Source organism: Arthrobacter sp. Y3221159 (genome assembly GCF_059089885.1).
This window is the reverse complement of sequence record NZ_JBNHFC010000004.1, coordinates 103,262-129,468: the sequence shown is the minus strand read 5'-3', so window position 1 is coordinate 129,468 and position 26,207 is coordinate 103,262. Positions and strand designations below refer to the sequence as shown.

At 60.6% G+C, this 26,207-nt stretch carries 23 protein-coding genes and 1 tRNA gene; 10 read left to right on the top strand and 14 right to left on the bottom strand.

What is annotated here, in order from left to right; genetic code table 11:
* Positions 1 to 909 precede the first annotated feature (909 nt).
* Positions 910 to 1,296 carry a VOC family protein gene (locus AC5RT3_RS06005; RefSeq protein WP_494029258.1) on the top strand — a complete coding sequence of 129 codons (387 nt, stop codon included), beginning with the start codon at positions 910 to 912 and terminating at the stop codon, positions 1,294 to 1,296.
* 697 nt (positions 1,297 to 1,993) lie between these two features.
* A complete protein-coding gene (locus tag AC5RT3_RS06000; protein ID WP_494123740.1) occupies positions 1,994 to 3,193 on the top strand; it encodes an MFS transporter in 1,200 nt (399 codons plus the stop codon).
* A 494-nt stretch (positions 3,194 to 3,687) separates the two neighbouring features.
* Here AC5RT3_RS06000 and AC5RT3_RS05995 read toward each other — a convergent pair whose 3' ends face one another.
* Positions 3,688 to 4,836 carry a saccharopine dehydrogenase family protein gene (locus AC5RT3_RS05995; protein ID WP_494123739.1) on the bottom strand — a complete coding sequence of 383 codons (1,149 nt, stop codon included), beginning with the start codon at positions 4,834 to 4,836 and terminating at the stop codon, positions 3,688 to 3,690.
* Between the two features lie 778 nt (positions 4,837 to 5,614).
* Here AC5RT3_RS05995 and AC5RT3_RS05990 point away from each other — a divergent pair.
* The 3 genes from AC5RT3_RS05990 to AC5RT3_RS05980 are packed head-to-tail and all read left to right on the top strand — an operon-like array spanning position 5,615 to position 8,716.
* Entirely contained in the window at positions 5,615 to 6,871 is a 1,257-nt protein-coding gene (locus AC5RT3_RS05990) for an ABC transporter substrate-binding protein (RefSeq protein ID WP_494123738.1), read from the top strand.
* A gap of 55 nt (positions 6,872 to 6,926) precedes the next feature.
* Entirely contained in the window at positions 6,927 to 7,859 is a 933-nt protein-coding gene (locus tag AC5RT3_RS05985; RefSeq protein ID WP_494123737.1) for a carbohydrate ABC transporter permease, read from the top strand.
* Positions 7,856 to 8,716, top strand: coding sequence for a carbohydrate ABC transporter permease (locus AC5RT3_RS05980; RefSeq protein WP_494123736.1), 861 nt, complete (start codon positions 7,856 to 7,858; stop codon positions 8,714 to 8,716). Before AC5RT3_RS05985 ends, AC5RT3_RS05980 begins: the two co-directional genes overlap by 4 nt.
* 169 nt (positions 8,717 to 8,885) lie before the next feature.
* On the opposite strand, the gene AC5RT3_RS05975 is transcribed toward AC5RT3_RS05980, so the two are convergent.
* From AC5RT3_RS05975 to AC5RT3_RS05935, 9 genes are all read right to left on the bottom strand, one after another.
* Entirely contained in the window at positions 8,886 to 9,350 is a 465-nt protein-coding gene (locus tag AC5RT3_RS05975) for a VOC family protein (protein WP_494123735.1), read from the bottom strand.
* A 215-nt stretch (positions 9,351 to 9,565) separates the two neighbouring features.
* Entirely contained in the window at positions 9,566 to 10,315 is a 750-nt protein-coding gene (locus AC5RT3_RS05970) for an SDR family NAD(P)-dependent oxidoreductase (RefSeq protein WP_494123734.1), read from the bottom strand.
* 127 nt (positions 10,316 to 10,442) lie between these two features.
* On the bottom strand, positions 10,443 to 11,423 hold the full coding sequence (locus AC5RT3_RS05965; protein WP_494123733.1) for a Gfo/Idh/MocA family protein: 981 nt from the start codon (positions 11,421 to 11,423) through the stop codon (positions 10,443 to 10,445).
* Between the two features lie 110 nt (positions 11,424 to 11,533).
* Complete coding sequence (locus AC5RT3_RS05960) at positions 11,534 to 12,808, bottom strand: MFS transporter (protein ID WP_494123732.1); 1,275 nt, start codon at positions 12,806 to 12,808, stop codon at positions 11,534 to 11,536.
* 191 nt (positions 12,809 to 12,999) lie between these two features.
* Positions 13,000 to 13,992 carry a Gfo/Idh/MocA family protein gene (locus AC5RT3_RS05955; RefSeq protein ID WP_494123731.1) on the bottom strand — a complete coding sequence of 331 codons (993 nt, stop codon included), beginning with the start codon at positions 13,990 to 13,992 and terminating at the stop codon, positions 13,000 to 13,002.
* A complete protein-coding gene (locus AC5RT3_RS05950; RefSeq protein WP_494123730.1) occupies positions 13,992 to 14,891 on the bottom strand; it encodes a sugar phosphate isomerase/epimerase family protein in 900 nt (299 codons plus the stop codon). Before AC5RT3_RS05950 ends, AC5RT3_RS05955 begins: the two co-directional genes overlap by 1 nt.
* A 3-nt stretch (positions 14,892 to 14,894) precedes the next feature.
* The gene (locus AC5RT3_RS05945) at positions 14,895 to 15,473 is read right to left on the bottom strand and encodes a VOC family protein (protein WP_494123729.1); all 579 of its coding nucleotides are present in this window, start codon (positions 15,471 to 15,473) and stop codon (positions 14,895 to 14,897) included.
* The gene (locus AC5RT3_RS05940; RefSeq protein ID WP_494123728.1) at positions 15,470 to 16,465 is read right to left on the bottom strand and encodes a LacI family DNA-binding transcriptional regulator; all 996 of its coding nucleotides are present in this window, start codon (positions 16,463 to 16,465) and stop codon (positions 15,470 to 15,472) included. Before AC5RT3_RS05940 ends, AC5RT3_RS05945 begins: the two co-directional genes overlap by 4 nt.
* Positions 16,458 to 17,444: a Gfo/Idh/MocA family protein gene (locus AC5RT3_RS05935; protein WP_494123727.1), complete on the bottom strand. Its 987-nt coding sequence runs from the start codon at positions 17,442 to 17,444 to the stop codon at positions 16,458 to 16,460. Before AC5RT3_RS05935 ends, AC5RT3_RS05940 begins: the two co-directional genes overlap by 8 nt.
* A 146-nt stretch (positions 17,445 to 17,590) precedes the next feature.
* Here AC5RT3_RS05935 and AC5RT3_RS05930 point away from each other — a divergent pair, with 146 nt between their 5' ends.
* From AC5RT3_RS05930 to AC5RT3_RS05920, 3 genes are all read left to right on the top strand, one after another.
* Positions 17,591 to 18,238, top strand: a complete 648-nt coding sequence (locus AC5RT3_RS05930; RefSeq protein ID WP_494123726.1) for a bifunctional 4-hydroxy-2-oxoglutarate aldolase/2-dehydro-3-deoxy-phosphogluconate aldolase — start codon at positions 17,591 to 17,593, stop codon at positions 18,236 to 18,238.
* The gene (locus AC5RT3_RS05925; protein ID WP_494123725.1) at positions 18,238 to 18,780 is read left to right on the top strand and encodes a P-loop nucleotide/nucleoside kinase family protein; all 543 of its coding nucleotides are present in this window, start codon (positions 18,238 to 18,240) and stop codon (positions 18,778 to 18,780) included. The genes AC5RT3_RS05930 and AC5RT3_RS05925 overlap by 1 nt, the downstream gene beginning before the upstream one ends.
* A 400-nt stretch (positions 18,781 to 19,180) precedes the next feature.
* The gene (locus tag AC5RT3_RS05920; RefSeq protein ID WP_494123724.1) at positions 19,181 to 20,590 is read left to right on the top strand and encodes an MFS transporter; all 1,410 of its coding nucleotides are present in this window, start codon (positions 19,181 to 19,183) and stop codon (positions 20,588 to 20,590) included.
* Positions 20,591 to 20,799: 209 nt separating this feature from the next.
* Here the strand turns inward: AC5RT3_RS05920 and AC5RT3_RS05915 are convergent, their stop codons facing one another.
* Positions 20,800 to 21,147: a hypothetical protein gene (locus AC5RT3_RS05915; RefSeq protein WP_494123723.1), complete on the bottom strand. Its 348-nt coding sequence runs from the start codon at positions 21,145 to 21,147 to the stop codon at positions 20,800 to 20,802.
* 323 nt (positions 21,148 to 21,470) lie between these two features.
* Between AC5RT3_RS05915 and AC5RT3_RS05910 the strand changes: the two genes are divergently transcribed.
* Positions 21,471 to 22,043, top strand: a complete 573-nt coding sequence (locus AC5RT3_RS05910) for an SDR family NAD(P)-dependent oxidoreductase (RefSeq protein WP_494123722.1) — start codon at positions 21,471 to 21,473, stop codon at positions 22,041 to 22,043.
* An 835-nt stretch (positions 22,044 to 22,878) separates the two neighbouring features.
* Here AC5RT3_RS05910 and AC5RT3_RS05905 read toward each other — a convergent pair.
* A tRNA-Leu gene (locus AC5RT3_RS05905) sits at positions 22,879 to 22,960 on the bottom strand.
* A gap of 202 nt (positions 22,961 to 23,162) precedes the next feature.
* Between AC5RT3_RS05905 and AC5RT3_RS05900 the strand changes: the two genes are divergently transcribed.
* Positions 23,163 to 23,768 carry an ANTAR domain-containing response regulator gene (locus AC5RT3_RS05900; RefSeq protein ID WP_009358190.1) on the top strand — a complete coding sequence of 202 codons (606 nt, stop codon included), beginning with the start codon at positions 23,163 to 23,165 and terminating at the stop codon, positions 23,766 to 23,768.
* Between the two features lie 134 nt (positions 23,769 to 23,902).
* Here AC5RT3_RS05900 and AC5RT3_RS05895 read toward each other — a convergent pair whose 3' ends face one another.
* Both AC5RT3_RS05895 and pyk read right to left on the bottom strand, forming a co-directional pair.
* On the bottom strand, positions 23,903 to 24,337 hold the full coding sequence (locus tag AC5RT3_RS05895) for an IS3 family transposase (protein ID WP_494123796.1): 435 nt from the start codon (positions 24,335 to 24,337) through the stop codon (positions 23,903 to 23,905).
* 354 nt (positions 24,338 to 24,691) lie between these two features.
* Complete coding sequence (gene pyk, locus AC5RT3_RS05890) at positions 24,692 to 26,182, bottom strand: pyruvate kinase (RefSeq protein ID WP_494123721.1); 1,491 nt, start codon at positions 26,180 to 26,182, stop codon at positions 24,692 to 24,694.
* Between the last annotated feature and the right edge of the window lie 25 nt (positions 26,183 to 26,207).

The following is a 26,207-nucleotide window of genomic DNA, read 5'->3' as shown; positions in this document are numbered from 1 at the left end:
AGCACAGAATTCGGGCGATCGAGCCCATTTCGCATCAAGAAAGTCGACGATAACCCACAACTGGACTCAAGAACTCCGCGAGCCTCATGCGAGCATCAGGGGTTCATTCTGGGCTGGCTCCCGTTTAACACATGGCTTTCTCACTGCAAAAATCTACACCGCGCGACACACTGCCTTGATCCAACTGTCCCGAGTGATCAGACGAATCATCGCTGCCTGTCATTCTGATGCTTCATCGTCGCTGGGGCCTCCGCGCAACCAGGGCCGCAAGCGGTAGCTCCGCTGCAAGAACGACGCCCCGATCCATTGGCCGCGAACTGGAAGGCCTGGAGGCAGAGCCCGAGTACCAGGCCGCCCTGCCAGCGGGAATCCCGATGCTTGGGGTCAGCTAGCTTGCCGATCGAGCCTGGCCAAGAAGACGAAAGCAACCCGTTGGTCATGCAGTAGCCCAACCGGCCGCTATACGGACCGATCCGAAGCCAGAAGTGTGGACATTACTGTCCACACTTCCTTTTTGCCACATTCCAAGTGACGTCCGAACAGCTGCCGCGTGTAAATTAAGCGCGCCGCAGCTGCTCCGGGGTTGCCCCGGGGAAGACGGGCTCCCAAGATCTTCAATCGGTCTGCCCCCTCACTTCTTTGAAGCGAATAACCGCAGGTGCAACGTCCGTTCCCGCACTCAGTTGCCGTCGTCGGCGAAAACTGTCGATCGGACGATTTGGAACTCGTCCGTGTTGGAGGGGTTACCGAAAGCGTGAGTCGCCGACAGGGGCACGTGGCCGATCGGTCGACCGCCCCGAGCGCTACGGTTATGTTGGGGTAGCACCCGTTGTAGGTACTCACACCGAGTGGTTGCCATCAGCAGTGAGAGCTTCCCCGACTGCTGGACAAAACAGCTGAGGAGACACCATGACGATCACTTTCAACCACACCATCGTCTACGCAACGGACAAGCGCCGTTCGGCGGACTTCCTGGCGAACGTGCTCGGACTGCCGAAACCCCAAGCCATGTGGTCATTCATGACCGTGCCCCTCGACCACGGAGTGGCCCTCGATTTCGCCACCGCGGACCGGCCCATCTCCCCGCAGCACTACGCCTTTCTCGTCAGCGAGGAGGACTTCGACGGAATCTTCGCAAGGATCCAGGCCCAGGGCATCCCCTACTGGGCTGACCCGGGACGCTCCCGCCCGCAGCAAATCAACCACAACGACGGCGGACGTGGCGTCTACTTCGCGGATCCTGACGGGCATTTCCTCGAGGCGATCACGCGTCCATACGGATCGGGTGCTGCATGAAGTCATTGGTACCCTGACGGTCGCCTTTTGCAGCTCGCCCGTCCTTCTGGGAGCGGAGCGCCGCAGTTGCTGCCAGATCTGCTCGATTAGAACGGCCTGAAGATACACGTATGTCGTGTCCGACACAGCTGCCGGTTGGCAGGCACGCCCTGCGGCCGCTCTGTCTGGAAGCCCCGATGCTTAGAAGATTGCAGCGCTCAACGACACTCTGTTCAGCTATGTGTCGATGTAATTGTGCCCTGATATGTGCAAAGACGGGCCGTGAGCGCGGTCCGGGGCCTTATGTCCCTCATTACGGTGCCCGTACCAGCCCTCGTAATGGTGCACCGTAACGACACCTTGCGTGGCTAAAAGTCAAGCTTTGTCAACAGTCAGAAGACAAAAAGCTCCTGACCTGCGAAAACATCGTGCCCGAGGTGGGACTTGAACTGCAGTCCAAGCCTTTGCAAACACTGGGAACTCCCGAAACATGCGGAATTCGGAGCAGTCCGTGGCCTGTACGTCCGGGTCCGAAGCGAAGAGTGTGGACATTGTCCACACTCTTCTTTTTTGCCCTATTTGGAACGTTACCGGCAAAGACACACAGTGTCCTGCCGTCACTGGAAAGATTGCCCTTCATCCACCGTGCCACAATGGGAGCTTCCGCCGTAATTGCGGGTCAGTGCCAGAACCAAAAACGGGAGCAGGAGTAGGGCGCGTGCCGGTGACTGAACGGGTAACAACGATACGCACGGCACAGGCTGGCGCGGCTTTCCTCGGCATCCTGCTCATCGCCCTGAACCTGCGCGTAGCCTTCGTCATCGTGGGTCCGGTGCTCTCAGACATCAGCGCCGAATTTAGTTGGTCCGGTAGCACTGCGGGCCTGCTGACCGGGCTGCCGTTGATTTCTTTCGCCGTCTTCTCCCCCGTCGCCCCGGGTCTGGCGCGCCGGCTGGGCTTAGAGAGGGCACTGTGGGTATCGCTGTTGCTGCTCGCGACAGGAATCCTCGGCCGCTCTATTCCGGTGGAAGCCGCTGTCTGGACCGGTACCGTGCTCATCGGAAGCGGCATCGCCTTCCTGAACGTCCTGCTGCCATCGCTGGTCAAGAGAGACCTGCCTACGCGAGTCAGTCAGGCGACCGGAATTTACACTGCCGTTCAAGGTGCCGTTGCCGCGGCCGGTGCCGCCGTCGTCGTTCCTATTGCCAACGCCAGCACATACGGCTGGCGGCTGGCGCTTGGCGTCTGGGCGGGATTGGCGCTGATCGCGCTGGCCATCCTGCTCCCAAAGCTGCGGTCCCGGAATCCCATCGCGGCCAAGGTCGAAGGCCATGCCCAAGGCCATCTGCGTTCCCCGTGGAAGTCAGCGCTGGGCTGGCAGGTCACGCTCTTCATGGGGCTCCAGTCGCTGGCGTTCTTCGTCATGGTCGCCTGGCTACCCGGAATTGAACATGAACAAGGGATTCCTGCGGCCACCTCCGGCCTGCACACCTCGGTGTTCCTGTTGGTTGGCGTGCTGGCAAGCCTAGCCGCCGGAGCCGTGTTGCACCACACATCTGACCAGCGGCCGATCGCCCTTGGCAGCAGCATCCTCGCGTTCTGCGCGTATGCGGGCCTCGCCCTTGCGCCGCAACTCACCCTGCTGTGGGTGGTGGTCGGAGCCTTGGGGTGCGGGAGCCTCATCGTGATCGCGTTGTCACTGTTCAGCCTCCGCGCCGTGAACCACGTGCAGGCCGCCTCGCTTTCGGGAATGGCACAGTCGGTGGGTTACGCGATCGCCGCCGCCGGGCCCGTGGCATTCGGCGCCCTCCACGATCTCAGCGGCAGCTGGACTCTCCCGCTGACCGCCACCGCCATGCTGATGCTCGTTCTATGCGTCATGGCCGTACTGTCCGGGAGGAACCGTGTCATCAGTTGAGTTTGTGCACTCAGTCGCCGTATGTTCCGTGAGCATCCGATCTGCGACTGCCTAGCCTGCAGGCTCCATCAGGGCCGCGTCTGCTGAACAAAATAAGAGATTCCGGCCAAAAACCCAAAGGTGCATCTGGCGGAGGTGTAGACGAAGCCCGGCCCTCTCGGTCTTCCGTCCTTGCTCTTGCTGATCGTCGCCGGTAGAAATCGGGCAGGGGCATGACCGAGCCGGAACTTACAGGAGACCAAGGCTCGGAAACTGGCGGCACATGCCGCAGGTACCCGCGACCAGCCGACACTAAGAAGATCAGACAGGTGCGGTCACCGTCATAATTCGAAAGCCGCACTCATGAGCGTTTAAGCGATCCCCGTCGCCTGTGCCTTGCAGAAGTCCAGCCGCTTTATTGCTTGGCGTCAATGGACAGACAAAAGTGCCACGGCTGCTCGTCATTCTGATATGCCCCCATGATCGCTGGGCGAATCCTCCGTGCAACCAAGGCGCTACCGCGCCGACCCCGGGAACGAAAACTTCCCGGAGTGAGGTGGATGGCTCCGAGACGAAGTTTTCGCCCCGGGGCCGATCCCCCTAGGTGGAGTGAGGCACGCTCCCCTGTTTGTTACTTGGTAAGTGTGGCCGGCCGTGCGGAGTCGCTGTATGAGCACGTTGCCGAGTGCGGTGGCCGGTGTCAGTGACCCTTTGGCGGGCGGCAGCCGGTCACCGTCGAGGGCTAAAGCGAGTGCAGTCTCGCCTGCCATCACGGCGGTGAATGCCCGGATCCCGAGGGCGATTGCCCTGGCGATGACAGCTCCGGCCGGTCCGGGGGCCACCCCCATCACCTCGCCGTACTGAAGGGAGCGGCCATAGGCCCAGCCCTGCAATGCGTTGCTGCGGAGCACTATCCGAGTGTTGACCGGGGCCATGATGAAAGGCGCGGTCCAGGTGCCGTCATCGGTACGGCGCACAGGACCGGTGTCAGGAGGCTGTTGAGTCGTCGGCTCCCTTGTGCGGTCGGGGCTCAGAGCGTAGGGGTCCGCGGCTAATGACCTCAGGGCGGTGCTCGATCGCATCGCGTCGAGCTGCCCGCGCATCGATTCGAGCGTGCCTCCGCTGATGCCGCCCTTGGCCGTAGCAACGAGTTGGACCTCGCCCAGACCGCCAGCGTCATCGGCTTCTGCTGCCTGATGAAGCAGCAGTACGGCGAGGTCGGACGGCACGGAGTCGTAGCCGCAGGAGTGCACGATCCTGGCCCCGCTCGTCTTGGCCAGAGCGTCGTAGCGATCGATCGCCTCCCGGATGAAGGACACCTCACCAGCGAGGTCGGCGTAGTGGGTACCGGCCCGTGCGCAGGCGTCGACGACGGGTAGTCCGTGTTTCGCGTATGGACCGACGGTTGTGAAGAGCACGCGTGTGCCCGCGGCCAGGGCGGCGATCGAGTCCGCGTCCTCCGAGTCGGCTTCGATGAGGGCCCATCCGTGCGCCGCGACCGGCAACTGCGACCGAACCGCCTCGAGTCTGGACCTCGATCGGCCCGCGAGTCCGACTCGCATACCTGCCGGTGCATGCTCCGCGACGTAGCCGGCGATCAGTCTGCCGACGAAACCCGTCGCTCCGTAGAGAACGAGGTCATGTTCCCGAGATGAGGTGTCCATAACTGCAGCCTTTCACAGCGGCAACTCCAAGCTGACACACGGCTCCTTGCCGTGGTCCGCGGAACAACCGGAACTGATCTACTTTCAACGAGAAGTCGGGTCCGCCCGCCCACAGCCGGGGACAATTCTCGTAGGTTATCCACCGCTACTGCTGCCAGGGAGCACACCGACGGCTCCTACTTTCCGGCAGTGGATAACCTGAATTGACTCCAGCCATGACGGATCAAAGTCGCCACCAGAACCGGTCGCGTGGTCAGTGAGCACGCGTTTGCCCCGCCGAGGCAGACTGACGAAAGGTCCAATATTGGCCTTTGAGTGGGACGAGTAGAGGTGGATGGGATGACTCGTCCCAGTCCGTCGCCTGGCATCTTCCTGTGCTAGGCAGATCGCAGATTGCCCGTAGCCCGCGCCCACCATGGCGCGACTCGCCCTTTTGGCGGCTACCAAGGCAAATCTTCCATAGATGAACGAATCAAGAAGCTGATACAGAGCCCTATCGCGGCAGAGCACAAACGAAATATTCGATGACCGTCCAGAAATCCGGACCCCAAAGATCCGAACAAAAAGAATCCTTGACAGAGCCTTCCTGTAGCCCTATGTTTATTGCAACCGATCTCAGCAACCGATCTCACTGCTCCAGCGAATGCAACCGATCTCAAAGGAGAGACTCGATGATCAACTGGCTCATCCCCGGACCTTCGGTGGCCCCACAGTTAGCAGGCGTCGTTTTGAGTACGGCATGCTCCCGCATCAGCAACCCAGTCCACAGGAGAAACTCATGATCAAAAAGCGATGGGGCCTGGCACTCGTCACAGCCGTCTCAGTCAGCCTTGCCCTTAGCGGCTGCTCCCCCTCAACTTCGGAACCCGGGGGGCCGGTGACGCTCAGCTATTGGGACTTCCTCGATCCCAGCCAAGACAATCCGCGATCGAAGGCACTGAAGGAAAACGTCGCCAATTTCGAGGCGGCAAATCCCGACATCAAGATCAATCTCTCGGTGGTTTCGCTGGGCGATATGTTGAACAGGCTGCCGCAGTCAGCAGCGGCTGGGCAGGCGCCGGACGTGTTTAAGATGTTCACCCCTCTCGTCCCCCAGATGGCCTCTGCCGGCGTTTACTCGCCGCTGCCTGATGCTGCGTCGGAGGTCACCGACTGGCTCCGTCCTACCGACACTTTTGCGGGTCCTGACGGCAAGCAGGTCGCGGTGCCCTATGAGTACCGCACCTGCGCCCTGTACTACAACGAAAAAATCCTGTCTCAGATCGGTGCGACCGCTCCAACCACTTACGAGGAAGTCGTTGACGTTGCACAGAAAGCTGCAGCAGCTGGATTCACCGGGTTTGGAACCGGGTTCTCGGACACCGACAACTCAGCCATCATCAGCACTTTCTTCAACTGCTTCATGACGCAAGTTGATCAGGACATATGGACTGAAGACGGACAAGCGGATTTCGCCACCCAGAAGGCCGAGGAGTTTGGCAACTTCCTAGCCAAGCTCCGGGACGCAAAGGCGCTGGGTAGCAACGTTGTTTCCGACACGTACGGCACCGTAGCGGACGGCATGGCCAGCGGCACTGTCGCAATGTCAGTCATGGGCACCGAACGAATCGTTTCGTTCGCTTCCCAAAACCCGGATATCAAGTGGACCGCTCTGCCAAAGGCATCTACCGGAGACACCACCGGCACCACCATTGGGTGGACTCTGGGAATAGGCTCTGGGAGCAAGAATACAGAGGCGGCCTGGAAGTTTATCGAGTACATGACCGGCCCTGAAGCCGGTGCGAAGATGGCCACCGGCGGTGAGGTCCCCACGCGTGCGGCCACTTATGAGCAGCCGTTCTTCTCCACACCCGAAGCGAAAACGGTGAACGACATCGCCGCCTACGTCAAGAGCAACAGCGAACCCCGCACATACTCCAATAACTGGACCTCGCTGGCCACCGGACTCTCCCAGGCCGGGCAAAGACTAACCCTCAACAATCTATCGGGGAGCGAGTTTATCCGTTCCGCCCAAGATGCGGCCAACAAGAAATAGTGCCCAACGTCCGGGGAGAGCCTGAAAATCAGGCTCTCCCCGGAAGGGAGAGATAATGTCAACAAACAACCCGACCCGCACTTCATATGAGACGGCCACTCCACCCACAGGAATCCAGGCTTTCCGCCGGGCTCGTAAAGACCGCATGGTCTGGGTGTACGTCGTCCCCGTCACTGCCGTGTTTCTCTTTGTCTTCGTTGGACCGCTTATCTACACGGCATGGACAGCGCTTCACGAGACTTCGTATTACCAGATTGGCAAATTCTCGGGTCTGAACTCTTTTGCGGAGCTGTTTTCGGACTCCGAGCTTCCCGCCCGCATCTGGACAACGCTTGTATTTTCGCTCGGGGCGCTGGTCATCGCGTTGCCTGCTGGACTCTTGTCTGCGATTGTGCTGAACAACCTGCATCGGTTCAAGCGTTCCGTCCGCAGTCTTTTCCTGTTGCCGTGGCTTTTTTCCCAGGCCACAGCAGGAACAATCTGGCTTTGGTTTCTTAACCCCAATTACGGGCCGGCCTCAGCTATCACCCAAGCCCTTGGGTTCGGTCCTACTGATGTTTTCTCGTCCCCAAACAGCGCGCTCGTTGCTGTGACTCTGATGACGGCGTGGTGGTCCTACCCGCAGGCCATGCTTCTCTTTCTCGGTGCCCTTCAGACCGTTCCAGTGGAATTGTACGAAAGCCTCAAAGTGGACGGCGGGGGCATTCGGCACGCATTTCTCAACGTCACGTTGCCTCACCTGCGCAACACGATCGTCTCCGTGGTGATCGTTCTACTCATGCTCTATGTACAGATGGTCACCATCATCCTGGTGACGACACGAGGCGGTCCTATCGGATCGACCGAGACGCTGTCAATGCGGGTATACAACCAGATGTTCGACAGGTTCGATCTTTCCGGGGCATCAGCAACGGCCATCCTCCTTTTTGCCGTAAATATCGTCCTCACCCTTGTCGCGATTCGCTTCCGACGGAAGGAAAGCCTGTGAGCACCACAACCTCGCGTCGCCAAGGTCGGCTCGGCGCGGTCCTTCGGGCGGTTCCGGCCTGGGCATACGTCATCCTTTCAGCCGCAGTCGTTCTGCCGCCTGTCGCATGGATCGTCTCCACCTCGCTGAAAACCGCCTCGGATACCATCGAGTTCCCGCCACGGTGGATCCCGGACCCGCTCTCATTCGAGGGCTATGTTGGCCTGCTGACCTCAACGAACAGCCGGTTCTTTATTAACTCCCTCATCTACGCTGTGGGCTCTATCATTCTCGCGTTGGCGATTTCCATTCCTGCGGCATACGTTGCCACCAGGTACCGAAGCCGGCGCATGGAAACTCTGATGACCGGCATACTGGTGCTTTCGATGGTTCCCGCGATCGTGGTCTTCATCGCCCTGTACTCCATGTTCGTCAGAACCGCCTTGATCAACACCTACCCGCTGCTGATCGTTGTCTACACGGCCATTATCTGTGGACAGACCATATTGTTCCTGCGCAACTTTATTGAGAATATCCCCGTTGAGATTGAGGAAGCGGCCGCGATCGATGGCTGCTCCCGGATACAGATATTGTGGCGAATCATCCTCCCGCTCATCCGTCCCGGTATCGCTGCCGTAGCCATCTTCATCTTCGTATTCGTGTGGAACGACTTCCTTGTGGGCACCGTCCTCGCCACGACAGAAGACATGAAGACCGTACAGAACGGCATAGTGCGATACATAACCACCGGCTTCGGTAGCTTCTGGGGACTCTTCGCCGCATTCATCGTCGTTGCTTTCATCCCCGTCCTCTCAATCTTCCTGGCGTTCCAGCGCTGGTTTGTTGCCGGCATGACGTCCGGTGGTGTTAAGGGATAACTGAAGCAAGAGTTCTCCCGCCGGGCCCAACCCAGAAAGCACGCCACATGACCGCTTCCGAGCGGTCATGTGCGTGCCTGTGTAGAGCAGCTCACCGGATCTGCAATCTCTAGACCCTGGCAGGCCCCTCAGCCCGCGTCACAAGTCAATTTCTCCGGATGCGGATAGCTCAAGAGTTGTCGTTTGGCCGCCAGTCGGGCGGCTGAATCAGCTCCACGCGATTTCCGTCCGGATCGAGCAGGTAGATCAGCAGGCCTCCTGAAACCGGCCCCGACGTGGGGGCAACCGGTTCGGACAAAGCCCTGTACCCGAGCGCTGTCATTCTGGCGTAAACCTGGCGCAAGTCAATATCGGTAAAGGCAAGATGGGCAGTCCCCGGCTGCGCCTCTGATGGATTTACAGCGGGTAGCGGATCCTCAACCTGGACCAGCTCCAAGTTGAAGGTCCCGTCACCCGTTGAGAGCATTAGGGCTTTGACCTTGACGTCGGGACGGCCGTAAAGTTCGCCCACGTATGGACCCGACGTCCACGCTTTCACGCGGGTAAGGCCAAGCCCTTCCACGTAGAACCGTGCGCTGCGCTCCATGTCCGTAACGTGCAGGGCAGTGTGATGATGTCGAATTGCAGTTTTCATTTCTCCCGCCTAAACATTCCCAGGGGCTTGAACTGGACCAAAAGAACAGACATCAGGTCTTCTCCTCGTCGTTGCGGACCTAAACTTGGTCAGGGTTGGTCAGACACAGCCTTGAGGGGCCGTGCTGGTTTGCCTGGCATATGGGCATGCGTGGTGCCGCACTGCAAATAGGTGTGGCACGGGCCTCTACGATTGCGGGGCACGGTACAGGGGGTTCAGGTTCCTATTCCCAGGTGTGCCCCGCCGGCGACATCCAGAGACACTCCGGTGATGTAGCGGTTGTCGGGATCGGTCAGGAAAAGGATGGCGCGGGCGACTTCGTCGGGTTCGGCAAACCGGCGCATCGGCAGTTGCGCTGCCCTCTTCGCGCGGCTGGCTGCCGCGTCCGGGCTCGAATCGTTGTCAAACTGTGCCCGCATGGGTGTGTTCACTGGACCTGGGACGATGGCGTTGACGGAAATGCCTTGAGGTCCCAGCAGTTCTGCGAATGACCACATGATGTGCAGGACTGCGAGTTTGCTCGCATTGTAGGGCAGGTAGTTGAGGCGTGCTTCCTTGGCCGCCACTGAGGATAAGACCACGATTGAGCCAGCCGTGCCGGACCCGAGCATTGATTTTGCTGTCTCTCGTACCATCGAGAACGTTGCAGAGGCATTGATCCTCAGAATGGAATCGAATTCTTCGGTGGTTGTCTCCATGATGTCGGGGGTTGTACCAAGCACTCCAGCTGCATGGACGAGGACATCGATGCGGCCATACCGCGCCGCGATGTCCTTCACAGTCGTTGCGCACTGTTGTTCCGAGGTGATGTCGAGGGGGTAGAAGGCGTCCAGGGTTTGGTCGTCTTTAGCGGAACGATCAGCACCGATGACGGTGGCGCCGGCAGCTGTGAATGCACTGACGGCGGCATCGCCTATTCCTCCGCTTGATCCGGTTACCAGAACCACCTGGTCTTTGAGGCTCATCGGTTCTCTCCGCTCTGGACTCCGCGCGGATCTCCTGCGGTCGGAACGCGGGTTGCTGGTTTCATGTCTAGTTCCTTACTTAAGGTTGTGCAATGGACGGTGGGCAGTGTTCAGGTTTTTGGTGACCCTACCGGGCGATCGTGGTGTCAGCGCCGGATGCTGCCAGGACAGCATCGGCGATTTGCGTGGCGCGGAGTGCCTGGGCGAACGTGACCGGAGGGGTTCCACCGGCGCAGAACTTCAGCGCCGTCTCTGCCTGGCGCAGGAAGAGGTCGGAGGGCTCGAAGGTCTTTTCGTAGTGGTCGCCCTCACGCTCCCACACCTGAAGGGAGTCGTTGGTCCAGAGCATCCGGCCTTCACTGGCCAGGACATCGATGGTGAGGCTCCAGTCGCCCTGATTGAGACCTTGAGGTTCCTGCCAGGGAGACCAGTAGCTCTGCATGGTGAATACGACGCCCTCAGGAAACTCGAGGGTAGACACGACGTGCTCCGGTACCGGCGACCCATATAGGCTGCTGCTGGCGCTGGTGGCAAGTACTTTCGGGTCGCCGTCAAACCATGATGAGACTAATTCGATGGCGTGAATGCCGTTCACGACAGCGACGCCGCCCTCCTTCGGATCAGCGCGCCATGAATTGACGTTCTGTTTGTGGGCGACCGAACGGACAGAAACGGCGATCACGTTCTTGTCCCTGATCCATTGAGTGATCTGTGCGGCGGCGGGATGCTGGTGGAGCGTATACCCGACCATGAGCCTCTCGTTCACCCCGGAAGCGGCAGCCAGGACGGCAGCACCTTCCGAATCTGCGGCCACCGGCTTTTCAGTCAGCACCCGGAATCCCCGGTTCAGCAGATCTGCACATAGGACCGGTTGCACCGTGGTGGGTAAGGCTACGACCACCAGGTCCAAATGTTCGGGGTGGAGTTCTGCGGTAGTGGGCATCAACTGTGCGCCGAGCTCCTGCGCGAGGGCGACGCCGCGCTCGTCCCTCTCCACAAGGACGGTGATCATAGCACCTGCCGCGGTAAATGCCCGCGCGTGCCGTGATCCGGCCCAGCCGGCCGCGCCTACGACAGCGACGCGAGGAGCATTTCCCACCCCGGTCATCGTGTAATACCGCCAAAGGTCGGGCACGGGAGGAACCAGCTGATCATCACATCTCTCCTTCGAGGTCGGTTGCAAATAAAGGTCGGTTGCAGGAAGGGTCTGTCAGGGGTCTATTCGGTTCGAATTTTCTTGCCCGGCGTTCTCCGCTTTCGGCGAGGAATATTTCGGCTTGTTGATCTGCTGCAGTCCGGCTCTGCAGTGGTTTCTTTAGTGCCTGGCTGTGCCAGTTGGAAGGCATCCTCGAGAAAGCGTGGCTTGTTGACCATCACGGCTCCTGCCGAAAGCACCAGGAGCCAGGCTCCGAGCATGCCGAACGAGGGCTGCCAGCCGTCTCCTGGATGATGCAGCAGACCAAAAAGGAACGGGCCAACGCTTGCCAGGGCGTAACCGACTCCTTGAGCAAACCCGGAGAGGATCCCTGAACCGGATTGCGTTCGTGTTCGCTTATTGATCATCGTGAACGCGAAGGAGTACACGCCTTGGCCAAGTCCGGCAATAGCCACCCAGACCACTGCAGAGGCTGGTGGAGCAAAGATTATGCCCCCGTAGCCGATGGCGAATGCTACGACAAACAGGATTGCGACGGGTAGCGGACGAGGCATTCTCACTACTACCAGAGGCACAACCAAGGCGACAGGCAGGGCGAGGATCGAATAGAGCGCCAGCATGGATCCAGCGGTTCCCTGACTCATTCCTCTGTCAATAAGAACAGCCGGAAGCCACGTGAGCGCCGCAAAAGTATTGCTTGAACACCCTGCGAAGACTAGTGCTACACCCCAGCCAATCGATGATCTCCAAGGTTTGATCGCGTTCGTTGGCCGAGACCGCCCATCGTTGGCTGGTGATGTCGTGGAGCGGGCCACAGTCCGCTTGCCTGCGAGAACAATCAACCAAGGCACCGCGGCGACCGCGCTGAAGGCCGCCCAAATGCCGACGGAGAACCGCCAGCCATAAAGATCTGCCAAGGGTATGGCAGATTGGGCGGCCACAGCGGTGCTGACGCCCAGGAGAGTTACGTGGAGCGCTGCGAGGATCCCGATTTTGTCGGGAAAGTACTTCACCAGCAAAGGCGGAACCACGACATTGACCAGCCCGATCCCGAGCATGGCGACCCAGGTGAACACCAAAAATGTCGGGGTATTCCACCCCAGTGCGCGGCCGACCTGACCAAGTGTCGTCAGCAGGATCGAAACCAGTAGCAGGTGTTCCAGTTGGATTCGCCGGAGGAGCGGCATAGCCAGGAAGCCCATCGCTGCGAAACCCGCGGTCGGAAGCATCCCAAGGATCCCTGTCGTCACCGCATCGAGGGGAAGATCCCCGCTGATCGGATCAAGGAGGGGGGACACCGCCGAAACCGCTTCTCTGGCGCTGAACGCGACCAGCACGATACCGGCAAGCGCGGCGAGCCGGCCGCGTAGCGGTTGTCCCCCCGCTTCCCCGGCTTGTGGTCTGCCCTGACGGAGGCGAAGTAGAGCTATGTCTGCACCTCCAATTTTTCAGCAGGTTTGTTCAAGCCACAGTTCCGCAGTGCTCAAGGGTTGCGAGTGTTGTGCAGAAGGGCGACCTCGGTTGGTTGTTAGCTTCCGTTTACTGCGTGGCTGGCCCATTCCCGGCCGGCTTGCTCTTCTGTGGGCAAACCGGAGGCAGCGAGAATCCGGTCGAGCAAGCGCTGGGTGTGGACAGCTTCCCGGCCTGAAGTAAGTGGCTGCGCCCTGTCAGCAACCCGGTCCAGGAAATGATGAACGGCGGCCGAAAATCCCAGAGTGTCTGTCGCCGTAGCCCAGCCATATGCCTCAGCGCTGAGTTCCCGTGATGTGGTAACGCCCTTGACGGTGGTCGAAACCGTCTCCGGTGCCCTGACTTCGACGGTCTTCCCGTCGCCGTAGGCGTCCAGTTTTTCGTTCCATGCTCCTGCCGTGCGGGCTGCCATCAGCACTCCGGTGTTCCCGGTGCTGAAGCGGATGGTTGCTGCAACACCGTCTTCTTCCCAGGGGTCGTCACCGGCGGCGTGGGCGGCGACGTCTACCGGTTCACCGCCGCAGTACCAGCGGAGGAGATCGACCATGTGAATGGCGTTCTCGAATGTTGCACGGTATTCCGATCCCGGGCGGTTTTTTTGGGCGACGCAGAAGGTGGCGCCTTTGGCGCCAAAGACTTCGCGACCGGCGGTATAGACGGGCGCATAGCGGCGGTTGAAGTCCACCATCAGGATCCGGCCCCGCTCGTCGGCGAGATCTGCCAGGCGTTCTGCTTCATCGGTTTCCGGGGCTAATGGCTTTTCGCAGAACACATCGACGTCACGGTTCAGGCACAGTTGGACGCCGTGGGCGTGCTCTGAGCGGGGCGTCAGCACGAAGACTGCATCCAGTTCCTGTGAATCCAGCATGTCCTCCACCGTTTTGTAGGCGGTGTTGAACCCCCAGCGCCGGACCAGGCTGCTTGGATCCTCACGCCGGGACACCAAGGCGGCCAGCTCAACGTCATCGCGTTGGACGAGGGTGGGTAATTGGGCGATGGTAGCGATGTTGCCTGCGCCGACAACTCCGACTCGGAGACGGGTGGTGTTCATCAGGCGTTCCTCACTTCAGCCAAATTAGAGAGCATTGAGCGCAGGACGGCGGCAGATTCCCGGAATCCGTCCTCGGGCGCAGGGAGGTCTTGCGGGTGCCAACGGTACTCGAGCTCGATGCTCAGCACGTCGTCGTAGCCATGCTTCAGCAACCCGGCGAGGATTTGAGGCCACGGAACGACGCCGTTTCCGACGACGCGGGACCGGACAGCGCGCTCGGAAGCGTTGACCCGGGCCGTTTCCGTGGCGCGGAAGGCCGCGTCGGGATCCGTGAAGACAAGGTCCTTCACGTGGACGTGACCGATCAGGTCACCTTGAACAGCGAGGGCTTGTTCATACTTTTCGTCGTGCGTGAATGTCAGGTTCGCCTGGTCGTACAGAACGCGGACGGCAGGGTGGTCTATTTCCCGGACCAGGCCAGCGGTATCCGCCGCGGTCTGGGTCATGGTACCGAAGTGGTTTTCCACGCAAAGGCGAACCCCGGCCTGGTCTGCAACGGGCGCGAGAGTTTCCAGTGCCTCGCGCAGTTTTGCCCAATGCGCTGCGTGGTCGTTGTCCCCGTGATGCCAGGATCCGGCGTAGACGCGGACCCGGTCAGCGCCGAGCAGGTGTGCGGTCTCTATGGCGCCACGGAATTCATCGACTGCTGTGCGCCATTCGACGTTATTCAGTGAGTTGATGGCGGTGGTGTAAGGCGTCAGACCCACGATGGGTACGCCTGCGCTTTCGGCTGCTCTCAATGCCTCCATCGCGGCGCGACGGTCACCTAACGGCAATCCTGATTTGTAGTCATTCTGGTAGATGACCTCGGCGGCGTCGAGCCCAGCGGCTTGGAAGAGATCAAGTGCTTGGGGAACCGTGTGGTCCGGGGTGCCTAGGGTGTGGCCGGCTAGCCGCATTGGTTATGTCCTTTCTGAGATGTTTGGAGCTGCTGTCCAGTCCGCAGGACCGACCAGCCGGGGCGGTGCTGCGACGCGGGACCGGTCCACGATTTCCATCAGCAATCCCCACGGGGTGACGAAGTAGGTCCAGCGGTTGCCGGCTACGCGGGGGCTGTCGCCAGCGACTTCCTTGCGTTCACCAAGCACGCGTACCCCAGGTGTTTCCTGCAGCACTGCGATCGCTGCATCCACGTCGTCCACGACGAAGCACAGGTGGTGCCCGCCGGCGTCGCAGTGCCGCGGCGGCGTCTCGCGCCGCTCAGCGCTGCTCCACTCGAAAAGCTCGATGTTCAGGTTCGGTGGCAGGCGCAGCATCGCCAGTGTGAGCTTGGCATCGGCCGGGACTTCAAAGTTTGTGGGCATGAAGTCTTCGTCGGGCCCGCGTTCGGAGCGGTACAGCTCTTCAGCCCCCAGGACTTCAACGAAGAACCGGATCCCGTCTTCAAGATTGGGCACCGTTAGGCCGACGTGGTCTGTGTGCTGGAGTCCCGGTAGCCGCCGCAGTGTTCCTGCCGGGGCGCCGTTAGTCTGCGCGGTCATTTGCGCGGTCCCGAGGTGGAGCCGCGGACCAGGAGTTCAGGTTCGAGGACGATATGGTCCACGGAGCCGTCCGCGTTCTGCTTCTCAGCCAGTTCAATGGCGATATGTCCCATGTCGGCGATGGGCTGCCGAACCGTGGTCAGAGGAGGGTTGAACCGGGCGCCGAGAGCGAGACCGTCGAACCCGATGACCGATACGTCCTCTGGTACCCGCACCCCGCGTTGGCCGAGCGCCGACATGACTGCAAAGGCCACCATGTCATTTGCCGCGATGATGGCGGTCGGCGGATTGTCCATTTCGAGGAAATGTTCGGCGCCGCGCGTGCCCGCATCCAGATCCGACCCGCTGTCGAGCACAACAGGCGTGCTGCCGCTCTCTGCGGACAGCTCCAGGTACGCGTCCATCCGGTCCTGGGCGGTGTGCGTTCCGGCGATGCCGGAAACATAGCCGATCGAAGTGTGCCCGAGGCCGTGCAGGTGCTCCAGTGCGAGCATGATGCCCCGCCGGCTGTCGACGGTGACGGTTGGGACCGCATCGTCCCCTTCCACCCGGTCGATCACCACCACCTTGTGGCCGAAGTCGAAGCGTTTCAGGGCCTCGGTATCGACCTTTGTGGAGGGCGCGACGATACCGAAGGGGGCATACATAGCCTGCATGGCGGTGAAATATCCGTCGGTCTTGACAGGGTCGCCATTGGTCACGCAGAGCAACAGCTGGTAGCCGCGCTCGTCTGCCGCCTGCGTCATCGTCTTGGCAAGTTCTGCAAAGAACGGGTTGGTGATGTCCGGGACGATCAGCGGGATGAACGTGCTGGTCTTGGTCCGAAGCGCCTGGGCGAGCGGACTCATCGTGTAGCCGAGTCCCTCGGCGACCCGGAGGATGTGCTCGCGGGTTTCACTCTTCACAGCCTCAGGGCGTGAGAACGCCCGGGAAACCGTAGAGCGGTGGACACCGGCAGCTTTTGCAACGACGTCGATACTCAAGTCAGGCATGTTCTTTTCCTCCGTGCTGGTCGTCATAGGCCTGCCAGATGGGGCGCATGACATTTTCGAGCTGGGCCAGCGTAGTCAGGCCCCGGAATCCATCTTCCAGCGTCCGGGCAACGCTCCGCACAAACGGATCGTAGAGAGGGTCGCTGTCCACATTGATCTTGTCGACCTCCGTGGTGCCGTCCAGTGCCGTGAAAGTAGCTGTGCCGTCCGAATCAACGGAGGCGAATCCTGCCTCACCGACCGATGTAAAGCTGCAGTAGCGCTTAAGCGGAGAGCCAGGGAATGCGTAGCCGACCTCCACAATGGCTTCACGTCCTTGCGGTGTCGTGATGATGAGGCTTACATGATCCTCAACGGCTTGGTGGTGAAGAACAGATGAGAGCCGGGAGTCCACATGTGCTGCCGACTCATCGCAGCCCCGGAGGAACAGATCGACAAAATGCGGTGCAAGGTTGGCCAGGCAACCCCCGCCCGCCCTCACGGGGTCGAGCATCCAGGGATTGCCATTTTCAAGATACCGGGATGGTGGACCAGCGATAAATGAGGTCCGCTGGTAGGTAGGCGGGCCTGCCTTGGCAAGCCATTTTTCGGTGGGTCCGCCGCGCTGGACCAGGGGGACAGTTACAGGCACTCCAGCTGCCTCGGCGGCCTGGCGCACGGCAGAAAGCTCGTTGAGGGAAGTGCCCAATGGCTTTTCGACGACGAACGGGATACCGCGCTCGATCAGGGCCATACACTTTTCGGCCATACCGTCATGGGGACCAAAGACATAGGCCAGCCCGACGTCCGGGAGATCAACCAGCTTCTGCCAGTCGGCTTCAAGCGGTGCGCCCCAAACTTTGGCCAGCTCCTGCACCTGCACCAGGGAAACATCATCGTCACCGACCCCGATAACTTCGTGCTCTTCGGCAATCGCCTGCGCGCAGAGCGGAACATGCCAGTGCGAAGCACCCAGAATGATTGTGCGTACGTGAGTCAACCGCGATACCCCCTTGCATGAGATCGGTTGCTGAGATCGGTTGCAATAACCGTATGGATGGTGGGAGAGTTTGTCAATGGAACCAACACCCATAGGGGCCGGGACGCTGAAGAAGTTAGGGCATACCCGGCCAGAGAGAGGCCAGCATGTATAAGAAACTTCGCACCCTGCAAACCATCGACGAGTCCGGGGCCGTCCTCATTGTGCGACTGGAGAGCGCCGAGGTTGCCGAGCGCGTTGCGGAAGCTGCCATCGCAGGAGGTTTCCGTGCCCTCGAAATCACGCTTTCAATTCCCGGCGCCGTAGACGTGATCCGTCGGCTCGCCGCCAAACATGGACCCAGCGGCGTGGCCATCGGTGCCGGGACAGTACTCGACGAGCACGCAGCGTACGAGTGCATCCGGGCCGGCGCCCAGTTCCTGGTCAGCCCTCAGGTGAACCCCGCGATGATCCGGACAGCGAACCGGTACCAGGTACCAACCGTCAGCGGGGCCTACACGCCAACCGAGCTCATTAACTCCGCCGAAGCCGGCGCTGACATCCTCAAGCTCTTCCCCACCGAAGCCGGTGGCATCCCGTATGCGAAGTCCGTGCTGGCACCGCTGGCACACCTGCCGATCATGCCGGCAGGCGGCGTCACCCTTGAAAATGTCGGCGACTGGTTCGCGGCGGGCGTGGCCGGAGTCGGCGTGGGCAGCTACGTGACAAAAGCATGGCAACGCGACGGCGACTTCGCCCGTGTCACGGAGGCGGCCCGGGCGTTCCTCACAGCAGTAGCAGAGGCACGCAAATAATGTCGCCCCGCGTCTTTATTGTTATCGGTCCTGCCGGATCGGGAAAGACGACCATTGCCCAGCAGACAGCTCAACAGCATGAGGCTGCCTACCTGGACAAGGACCGGGTCAGTGGCCGCTTCGTCGAGTTCGCGCTAACCGCCACCGGGCATGATCCCAGCGACCGCGAGTCCAACGACTACTATCGCGATCATTTGCTGCCCCTCGAGTATGAAACTCTCATGGATGTCGCGGGGATAAACCTGCGCCTCGGCCGATCCGTTGTCCTCGATGCTCCCTTCGGAGCCTATTTCCGACAACCAGACTATTTGACGCGTGTAGCAGAAGACTTCCAATGGCCGTCCCCCGTGATCACCGTGATACGTGTCCAGGTACCTCAAGACGTCCTGCGTACCCGGCTCACCCGGCGCGGACTGGAGCGGGACCAGTGGAAACTTGCCCACTGGGATGACTACTGGTCTGTATACGGCAGCCTGGAGTGCGCTTGGTCCGGAGTGGATTTCCAAGACTTCAACAATGAGGCACCCCTTCAAGTCGATTGAAGTGAACTCGCGCCGCGCATTCGGGGCACCGGCTCGCGCACGATGATCAACGGGGCACGGAGAAGTCACAGCCTTGACCCTGTATTTGCTCCGAAGTAAAGACCTTTCATCCAAATTCGCGCTAGAACCTCACAAGACATTGACAAGGATCACATGGGGTCCGTATCGTTCTTTGCAACCGATCTCAGCAACCGATCTCACTGACCATGTGGAGGGGCTGGATTGCTTTCCTTCCCACGTGAAGGCAGGCAGCGCGTAGGCGTTGCGGCTCGGCTTTTGGCTTTAGCCGGCGGTTGTCCGGTTGAACCGGGTTGCAGCCGGGAGAGAGCCGCGTACCGTTTCAGGTGGCCGGGAATACCCCAACACCCCTCCTAGTACACGGAAAAATATGGAGAGTTCAATGAAGACCTCACAAGACGTCCCCGGCAGCCCGGGCCCTACCGATCTCAAGGCCCCCGGTCGTGGCTACCGCAACGTCGTGGCGGGCACGATCGGCCACTTCGTGGAGTGGTATGACTGGTACATCTACGGGCTCCTGGCAGCGGTGTTCTCATCACAGATATTCCCAAGCGATGACCCGTTCGCCTCCCTGGTCGCAGCACTGCTCACCTACGCGGTCGGGTTTGTTGTCCGCCCGCTCAGCGGCATCATCATCTCCCCACTGGCCGACCGCTTCGGCCGGCGGCTCATCCTGACGCTGTCCGTCTCCGGGATGGCGCTCGGCTCGCTCATCATCGGCCTCACGCCTTCATTTGCGACCATCGGCTATGCAGCGCCGGTTCTCTTCCTGGTTGCACGCATCATCCAGGGCATCTCCGCCGGCAGTGAGGGTCAGAGCGCCATCGCGTTCATGGTCGAGCACGCCCCCGCGAACCGGAGGGGCCTGTTCGGTTCGTTCACCAACATGGCGAGCGGTCTGGCGACGCTCGCGGCGACCGGGGCCGCGGCAATGGTGACAGCATCCTTTGCCCCAGCGGACCTTGCCGCCTTTGGTTGGCGCATCCCGTTCGTCATTGGAGGCATCCTCGGTATAGTCGGCCTCATCTTGAGGGCCCGCGCACAGGAAACGCCTGAGTTTGAGGCAGAGTCCTTGGTTGATCAAAAGTCCGCTGCGGCCCGCCTGGTGGACCTGGTCCGCGAACACCCCAAGGCGCTGCTGCAGGCAGCTGCGCTGTCCGCCCCGGCGGTGGCGTACTACACTTGGGCCACCTTCCTTCCTACCTACGCAAAGCTCACCACCGGCCGGGACCTGTCCTCCACCCTGGCCGGGAGCGTGATCGGGCTGGTCTTGCTCGTGATCATCGTTCCGGCCTGCGGATACCTTTCCGACCGCCTCGGCCGACGCAAAATCTTCCCCATCGTCGGCGCCATCGGCATGATCGTTCTCTTCTACCCCATGCTCCTGCTGCTGAACCAGCCCGGCTTCGGCGTGTACGTTCTGGTCTCGGCATCCGGGTGGGTGGTTCTCGGCATATGGCAGTCGGTCTACCCCACCATCCAGGCCGAACTGTTCCCAGCTTCGGTACGTGTATCGGGCATCGGCCTCGCACACCAAATCGTGATCGCCGTCTTCGGTGGCACCGCCCCGCTGATCGCCGCAGCGTTCGTCGGCGCCGGACAGCCCATGCTCGTCGCGGTCTACATGATCGCCATTGTCGCCCTCAGCCTCATCGTCTACTTCACCCTCCCGGAGACGGGCAACCGCGGCGACCGTGTCACCGTGGCGCTTGCTGACCCTGAAGTACTCGAAGGCGAACACCTGCTCGCGAGCACCTCGCAGGCCACCGGCGCGGTGAAGCGTTCCCACTAGGCACGCTGTCGCCCTGGGAAGCCGCGGCGGCTCGACCGGGCACAAGGGGCGTGACGGCCCCGGGCCTCGTCGAGCCGCCCGACTCGTGAAGGGTGCGATCCCTTAAGCACGATCGAAATAGACATTGCCGTATGAACGAAACAATTTTTCCATAGGCGCAGAACTAAAGGGTGTTCCCACATGAACCAAATGATTATTAACACGTTTTCCTACCTATGGTCATCTTCGGCAATTGATGCAATCACCGAATTAGTCGACAACGGGTATAAAACTTTCGAAGTTCCGGTCAGCTCCCCACATTGCTGGCCGGATGAAATATCCGCCCGCGAACGTGCGGCAATCCGTGAAAGACTTAATGAATATGGCGCCAAAATCAGGTCACTGAACGCCGGCGGATACGACATCTTGAGATCATTCGCGAAGAGAACCCCGTCCAAGAATTTCAGAAGGCAATGCAGGACCTCAAAGATCAGGGCTGGGAACTGGCAAACTAGCCCGATGTCCGGTGACGTGGCGCGGTAGCGGAAGATCCGCAGGAAAATTTGTAAATAGTTCACATTGCGAATCGATCATCAACGCCAGGAATGTGGCAGGTCATGATTTGCATGAGATTTGCAGCAGCAATTTTTGGCATGTGAACCGCTGATAAAGGAGTATGAGCGATGAGAGCTTTGGTTAGTGGCGGAAGCAGCGGTATAGGAGCAGCAACCTGCCTCAGAATCGCAGAGGCGGCTCTGGCTCGTGGCGTGCACCCGATGATCGCCGTGGCAGGGCACGATTCGAACGGCAACCAGGAACAAGTCGTTCGTTCAATCCAGTCAATGGGGGGTACCGCTATTGCATTGGCAGGCAACCTTGGCGACCCAGAGGTGCCAGGTAATTGGTAGAAGCCGCGGTAACCGAATTTGGCGGGTTGGACGCACTCGTAGCAAACGCGGGAATCGCAAACCCCGGCGCCATCTGCGACGTGTCCCTTGAAGACTGGGACGAAATGTTCGCCGTCAACCTTCGCGGCCCGTGGCTTCTCGCGAAAGCAAGCTACCCACATTTGAGGCAGAGCCGCGGATCCGCCTGCTTCACCTCTTCCATGTCTGGTCAGGTACCGCATGCTGGATCAGGCGCCTACAGCCCCAGCAAAGCCGCGCTGACGATGCTGGCCCAAACACTTGCGCTGGAATGGGCACCCGAAGGAATTCGCGTCAACGTCGTCTCACCAGGCATGACCCACACGCGGATGACCGAAAATATGTATGCCGATCCCCAAATCAAAAAGGCTAGGGAAAACATCATCCCGTTGGCAAGAATTGGAGAACCCGTGGACATTGCGAACGTGATCGAGTTCCTCGTAAGCCCGCTATCGGGGTACGTCACGGGGCAAGACATCTGCGTCGATGGCGGCTTTACCAAGTCCATTCTTAGCCATATCCCTGGTCGACCAAGCTCTAAATCCTGACACCCGGTCTGTACCAGCACCCCGAAAAGTGGCGTCTCCGTCGCCCTTCACACTGGCGGCCACGCTACCGGCGAGCTGCTCCAGGCATTTGCCCTGACTCACTATGGCGGGTCAGGGCACCCTTGCGCTTAGGGTCGGTTGCGCTAGGCCGTCCCGCCGTGGCGCTCGGCCCGACGCTGCCGCAGTGTCGCCCGAACCGGCTGCCGCGCACTCTCGCAAACGCCGTGGGGGGCGGTCGCCCCGCGCGCCTCTGAGCTGCGGGGGTCCCTGCGTTAGAAGACCAGACGCGTAAGTGGCAGCGATGCCCGTCAAATTCGCGTACACCCCAACCTGACGTCAACCGGTGGTGTGAAGGATGTCCTGCTGGGCTCGGTCTCTTCTTTTATTGACACCGCCGCCGTGAACTCAGGTACCCAAAGCTGACAGTGGACACCACCTGTATGGCCGCTCCATAAAGCAAATGAGGTGTGGACACTGTCCACACCTCATTTGGTAGGACAATCCTGCACCACGACTCCCCCGCGCAACCAAGCGGCCTTCCAAGACCGGGAAGCTTCGGAGAGTTCTTGGTCATGTCGTTCCCGCATACCAAGGCCATGAACAGGTGTTGGCAAACCAGGACCAACCCGGCAGAACCGGAAAGAGGAACCATATGATCCCAGCCCGCAGCAGGCGGAAGTCCCACTAGCCAGGGAATCGAACCCCGCTACCCACACATCTGAATAGGCCACCGCGGCGGCCAGGCCAAAGACCGCGAACCACCCGTCAGAGCGACGCGACTGCAAGCTTTGTCAACACGTCAAAGCAAAATCGCCTCTGACGAGGGAAAACGTCGTGCCCGAGGTGGGACTCGAACCCACACACCTTTCGATACCGCATTTTGAGTGCGGCGCGTCTGCCAATTCCGCCACTCGGGCGCGGAATACGTTGAGCAACAAGGTACGCCCACAGCTGACTGTGAGCAACGCGATCGCTTCACGTACGCGGAATTACTCTACATGCAGATAGGCTGAATTCCAGAATCGCGCCGCCGACGCCGCGGATGACCATGCAAGCCAAGTACAGCCGCGGTGGCACCTAAGATAGTGATGTCCCGCCGTACCTTTTCAAGGAGATCCCGTGACTGAACAGACGGAGTCCAAGCCCACGTCCCAGCCGGCGCGCCGCGTCATTGTTGCCGAGGATGAGACCCTCATCCGCCTCGACATCATCGAGATCCTGCGCGGCGAAGGTTACGACGTCGTGGGTGAGGCGGACAACGGCGAGAAGGCCGTCCAGCTCGCTGAGGAACTCAAGCCGGACCTGGTCCTGATGGACGTCAAGATGCCCGTGATGGACGGCATCTCCGCAGCAGAGAAGATCGTGAAGGCCCGGATCGCCCCCGTGGTACTTCTGACCGCCTTCAGCCAAAAGGAACTCGTGGAGCGGGCCCGCGACGCCGGCGCCATGGCCTACGTTGTGAAGCCCTTCACCCCGGCGGACCTCATTCCGGCCCTGGAGATCGCCCTCTCCCGGCACGAGGAAATCAAGGCCCTCGAAAGCGAGGTTTCGGACCTGCAGGAGCAGTTCGCCACCCGCAAGCTCGTGGAGCGCGCCAAGAGCCTCCTCACCACCAAGATGGGCCTCACCGAGCCCGAAGCGTTCCGCTGGATCCAGAAGACCTCCATGGACCGCCGCCTGAGCATGCGCGAAGTCGCCGAGACCATCATCAACCAGGTCAACTAACCTCGGCGTCACGGCAGGTAACGCACGACGGCGGCCTGCCGGATTCCTGCCACCCGACACCACCCCGCAGCCCAACGAAAAGGACCCCTGCCATCTGAACTGGTCCCCGATAGTTGGACTGGCCAAATAAGATCCTAAGCCGCGAGGGCCTGGGTTCGGTATTGCACCGGGCTCAGGCCCTCGAGCTTTGTTGAGATCCGTTTGGTGTTGTACCAGTGGATGTATTCATTTAGGTGCGTGGACAATGCATCGGTGCTGATGTACCGGACGTTGTGGAACATCTCTTCTTTGAGGTGGCCAAAGAAGTTCTCCATCACTGCGTTGTCGTAGCAGGTGCCCTTTCGGGACATGGATTGGACCGCGCCGGCACCTTCAAGGAGAGCCCTCCAGGACGGGTGAGTGTACTGGAATCCTTGGTCTGAATGCACAAGCGGATGCTGGCCCGGTTTCAGGCAGGTCAGGGCCTTGCGCAGCGATGTGTTGCTGAGGTCAAGGTTCGGAGACGTGCCGATGGTGTGGGAGATGATTTGCCGGTCGAAGAGGTCCATGACCGGTGAGAGGTAAATCAGCCTCTGCTGCCAGATCAGAGGCAGTCTCGCCTGCGAGAAACCGTTCGACCAAAGCGAGCTTGAAGTCGAAAGAGTATGACTGTTTCGTCGGCTTGGTCACCAGCGCTCCTCGACCACGAATCCTCCACCGCCGATACAGCCTCTTGACCGGCCAAATGGACACGCCCAGCAGATTAGCTGTCGCCTTATCTGCAAGACCTTTCTCAAACCACGCTACAGCCGCCTCACGCTGATCCTCGGACAACGAACTATCTACACGCAAAAACTGCTCCCCGGGAGTTAGAACTGAATTTCTCAGTCCAACTTCCGGGGAGCAGTTCAATCCGGCAGGGGTCCTTTTCGTTGTCAGAAAGGCTAAGCCTTCTTCTTCCTTTCCGGCCAGGGGCCGAGCTTTTCCTTGTTGCTGATGACGTCCCCCGCACGGGTGGAGTCGGCAAGGTCGCCCACCTTGTGGACCTTCAGCGAGTTGGTGGAACCGGCCTTTCCGGGAGGGGAACCGGCGGCGATGACCACCAAGTCACCGTCCTGCACCAGGCCCATTTCCTCGAGGCTGCGGTCAACCTGCGCGGTCATGGCATCGGTGTGGTCCACCATCTGTACCAGGACCGGCTGGATTCCCCAGGTCAGCGCCAGCTGGTTCCAGACCTGCTCCACCGGGGTGAACGCGAACACCGGCTTGATCGGGCGCAGGCGGGACAGGCGGCGGGCCGAGTCGCCGGACTGTGTGAACGCACAGATGTACTTTGCGTCCAGCTGGTCGGCGATTTCGACGGCGGCACGGGTGATGGCGCCGCCACGGGTCTTGGGCTTGGTCCCCAGCGGGGGGACGCGCTCCAGGCCGTGGACCTCGGTGGACTCGATGATCCGGGCCATGGTCTTGACCGTGTCGATCGGGTACTTGCCCACGCTGGTCTCACCGGACAGCATGACGGCGTCGGCACCATCCAGCACGGCGTTGGCGCAGTCGGAGGCCTCCGCACGGGTGGGGCGCGGGTTGTCGATCATGGACTCCAGGACCTGGGTTGCCACAATGACGGGCTTGGCCCAGCGGCGTGCCAGCTCAATGGCGCGCTTCTGCACGATCGGCACTTCCTCCAAAGGAAGCTCCACGCCCAGGTCGCCACGGGCAACCATGATCGCGTCGAACGCGTCAATGATTTCCGGCAGCTGGTCAACAGCCTGCGGCTTTTCGATCTTGGCGATGACCGGCACACGTCGGCCTTCCTCGTCCATGATCTCGTGCACCCGCGTGATGTCCGAGGCGTCACGGACGAAGGACAGGGCCACCAGGTCCACGCCGCGGCGCATCGCCCAGCGCAGGTCGTCCTCATCCTTTTCGCTCAGCGCCGGTACGTTCACGGCCACGCCGGGCAGGTTGATGCCCTTGTTGTTGGACACCATGCCGCCCACGGTCACCTCGGCGACCACCTTGACGTCGTCGACAGCTACGGCGCGCAGGGCCACCTTGCCGTCGTCGATCAGCAGTGCGTCGCCCACGTTGACATCCTCGGTGAGGCTCTTCAGCGTGGTGGAGCAGATGTCCTTGGTGCCGGGAACATCCTCGGTGGTGATGGTGAAGGCGTCACCGACGGCGAGGGCGTGCGGGCCGTCGACGAAACGGCCCAGGCGGATCTTGGGACCCTGGAGGTCGGCCATGATGGCCACGGCCTTGCCCAGGTCCGCTGCCGCCTTGCGGACGTTTTCGTAGGTGTTGTCATGCACGGTGTAGTCGCCGTGGCTCATGTTCATCCGGGCGACGTCAACACCTGCTTCCAGCACCGCGAGGGTGTTTTCATAGCTGGCAATCGCCGGGCCGAAAGTAGCCACAATTTTTGCGCGTCTCATATACCTACCCTATTGGTCACTTGCA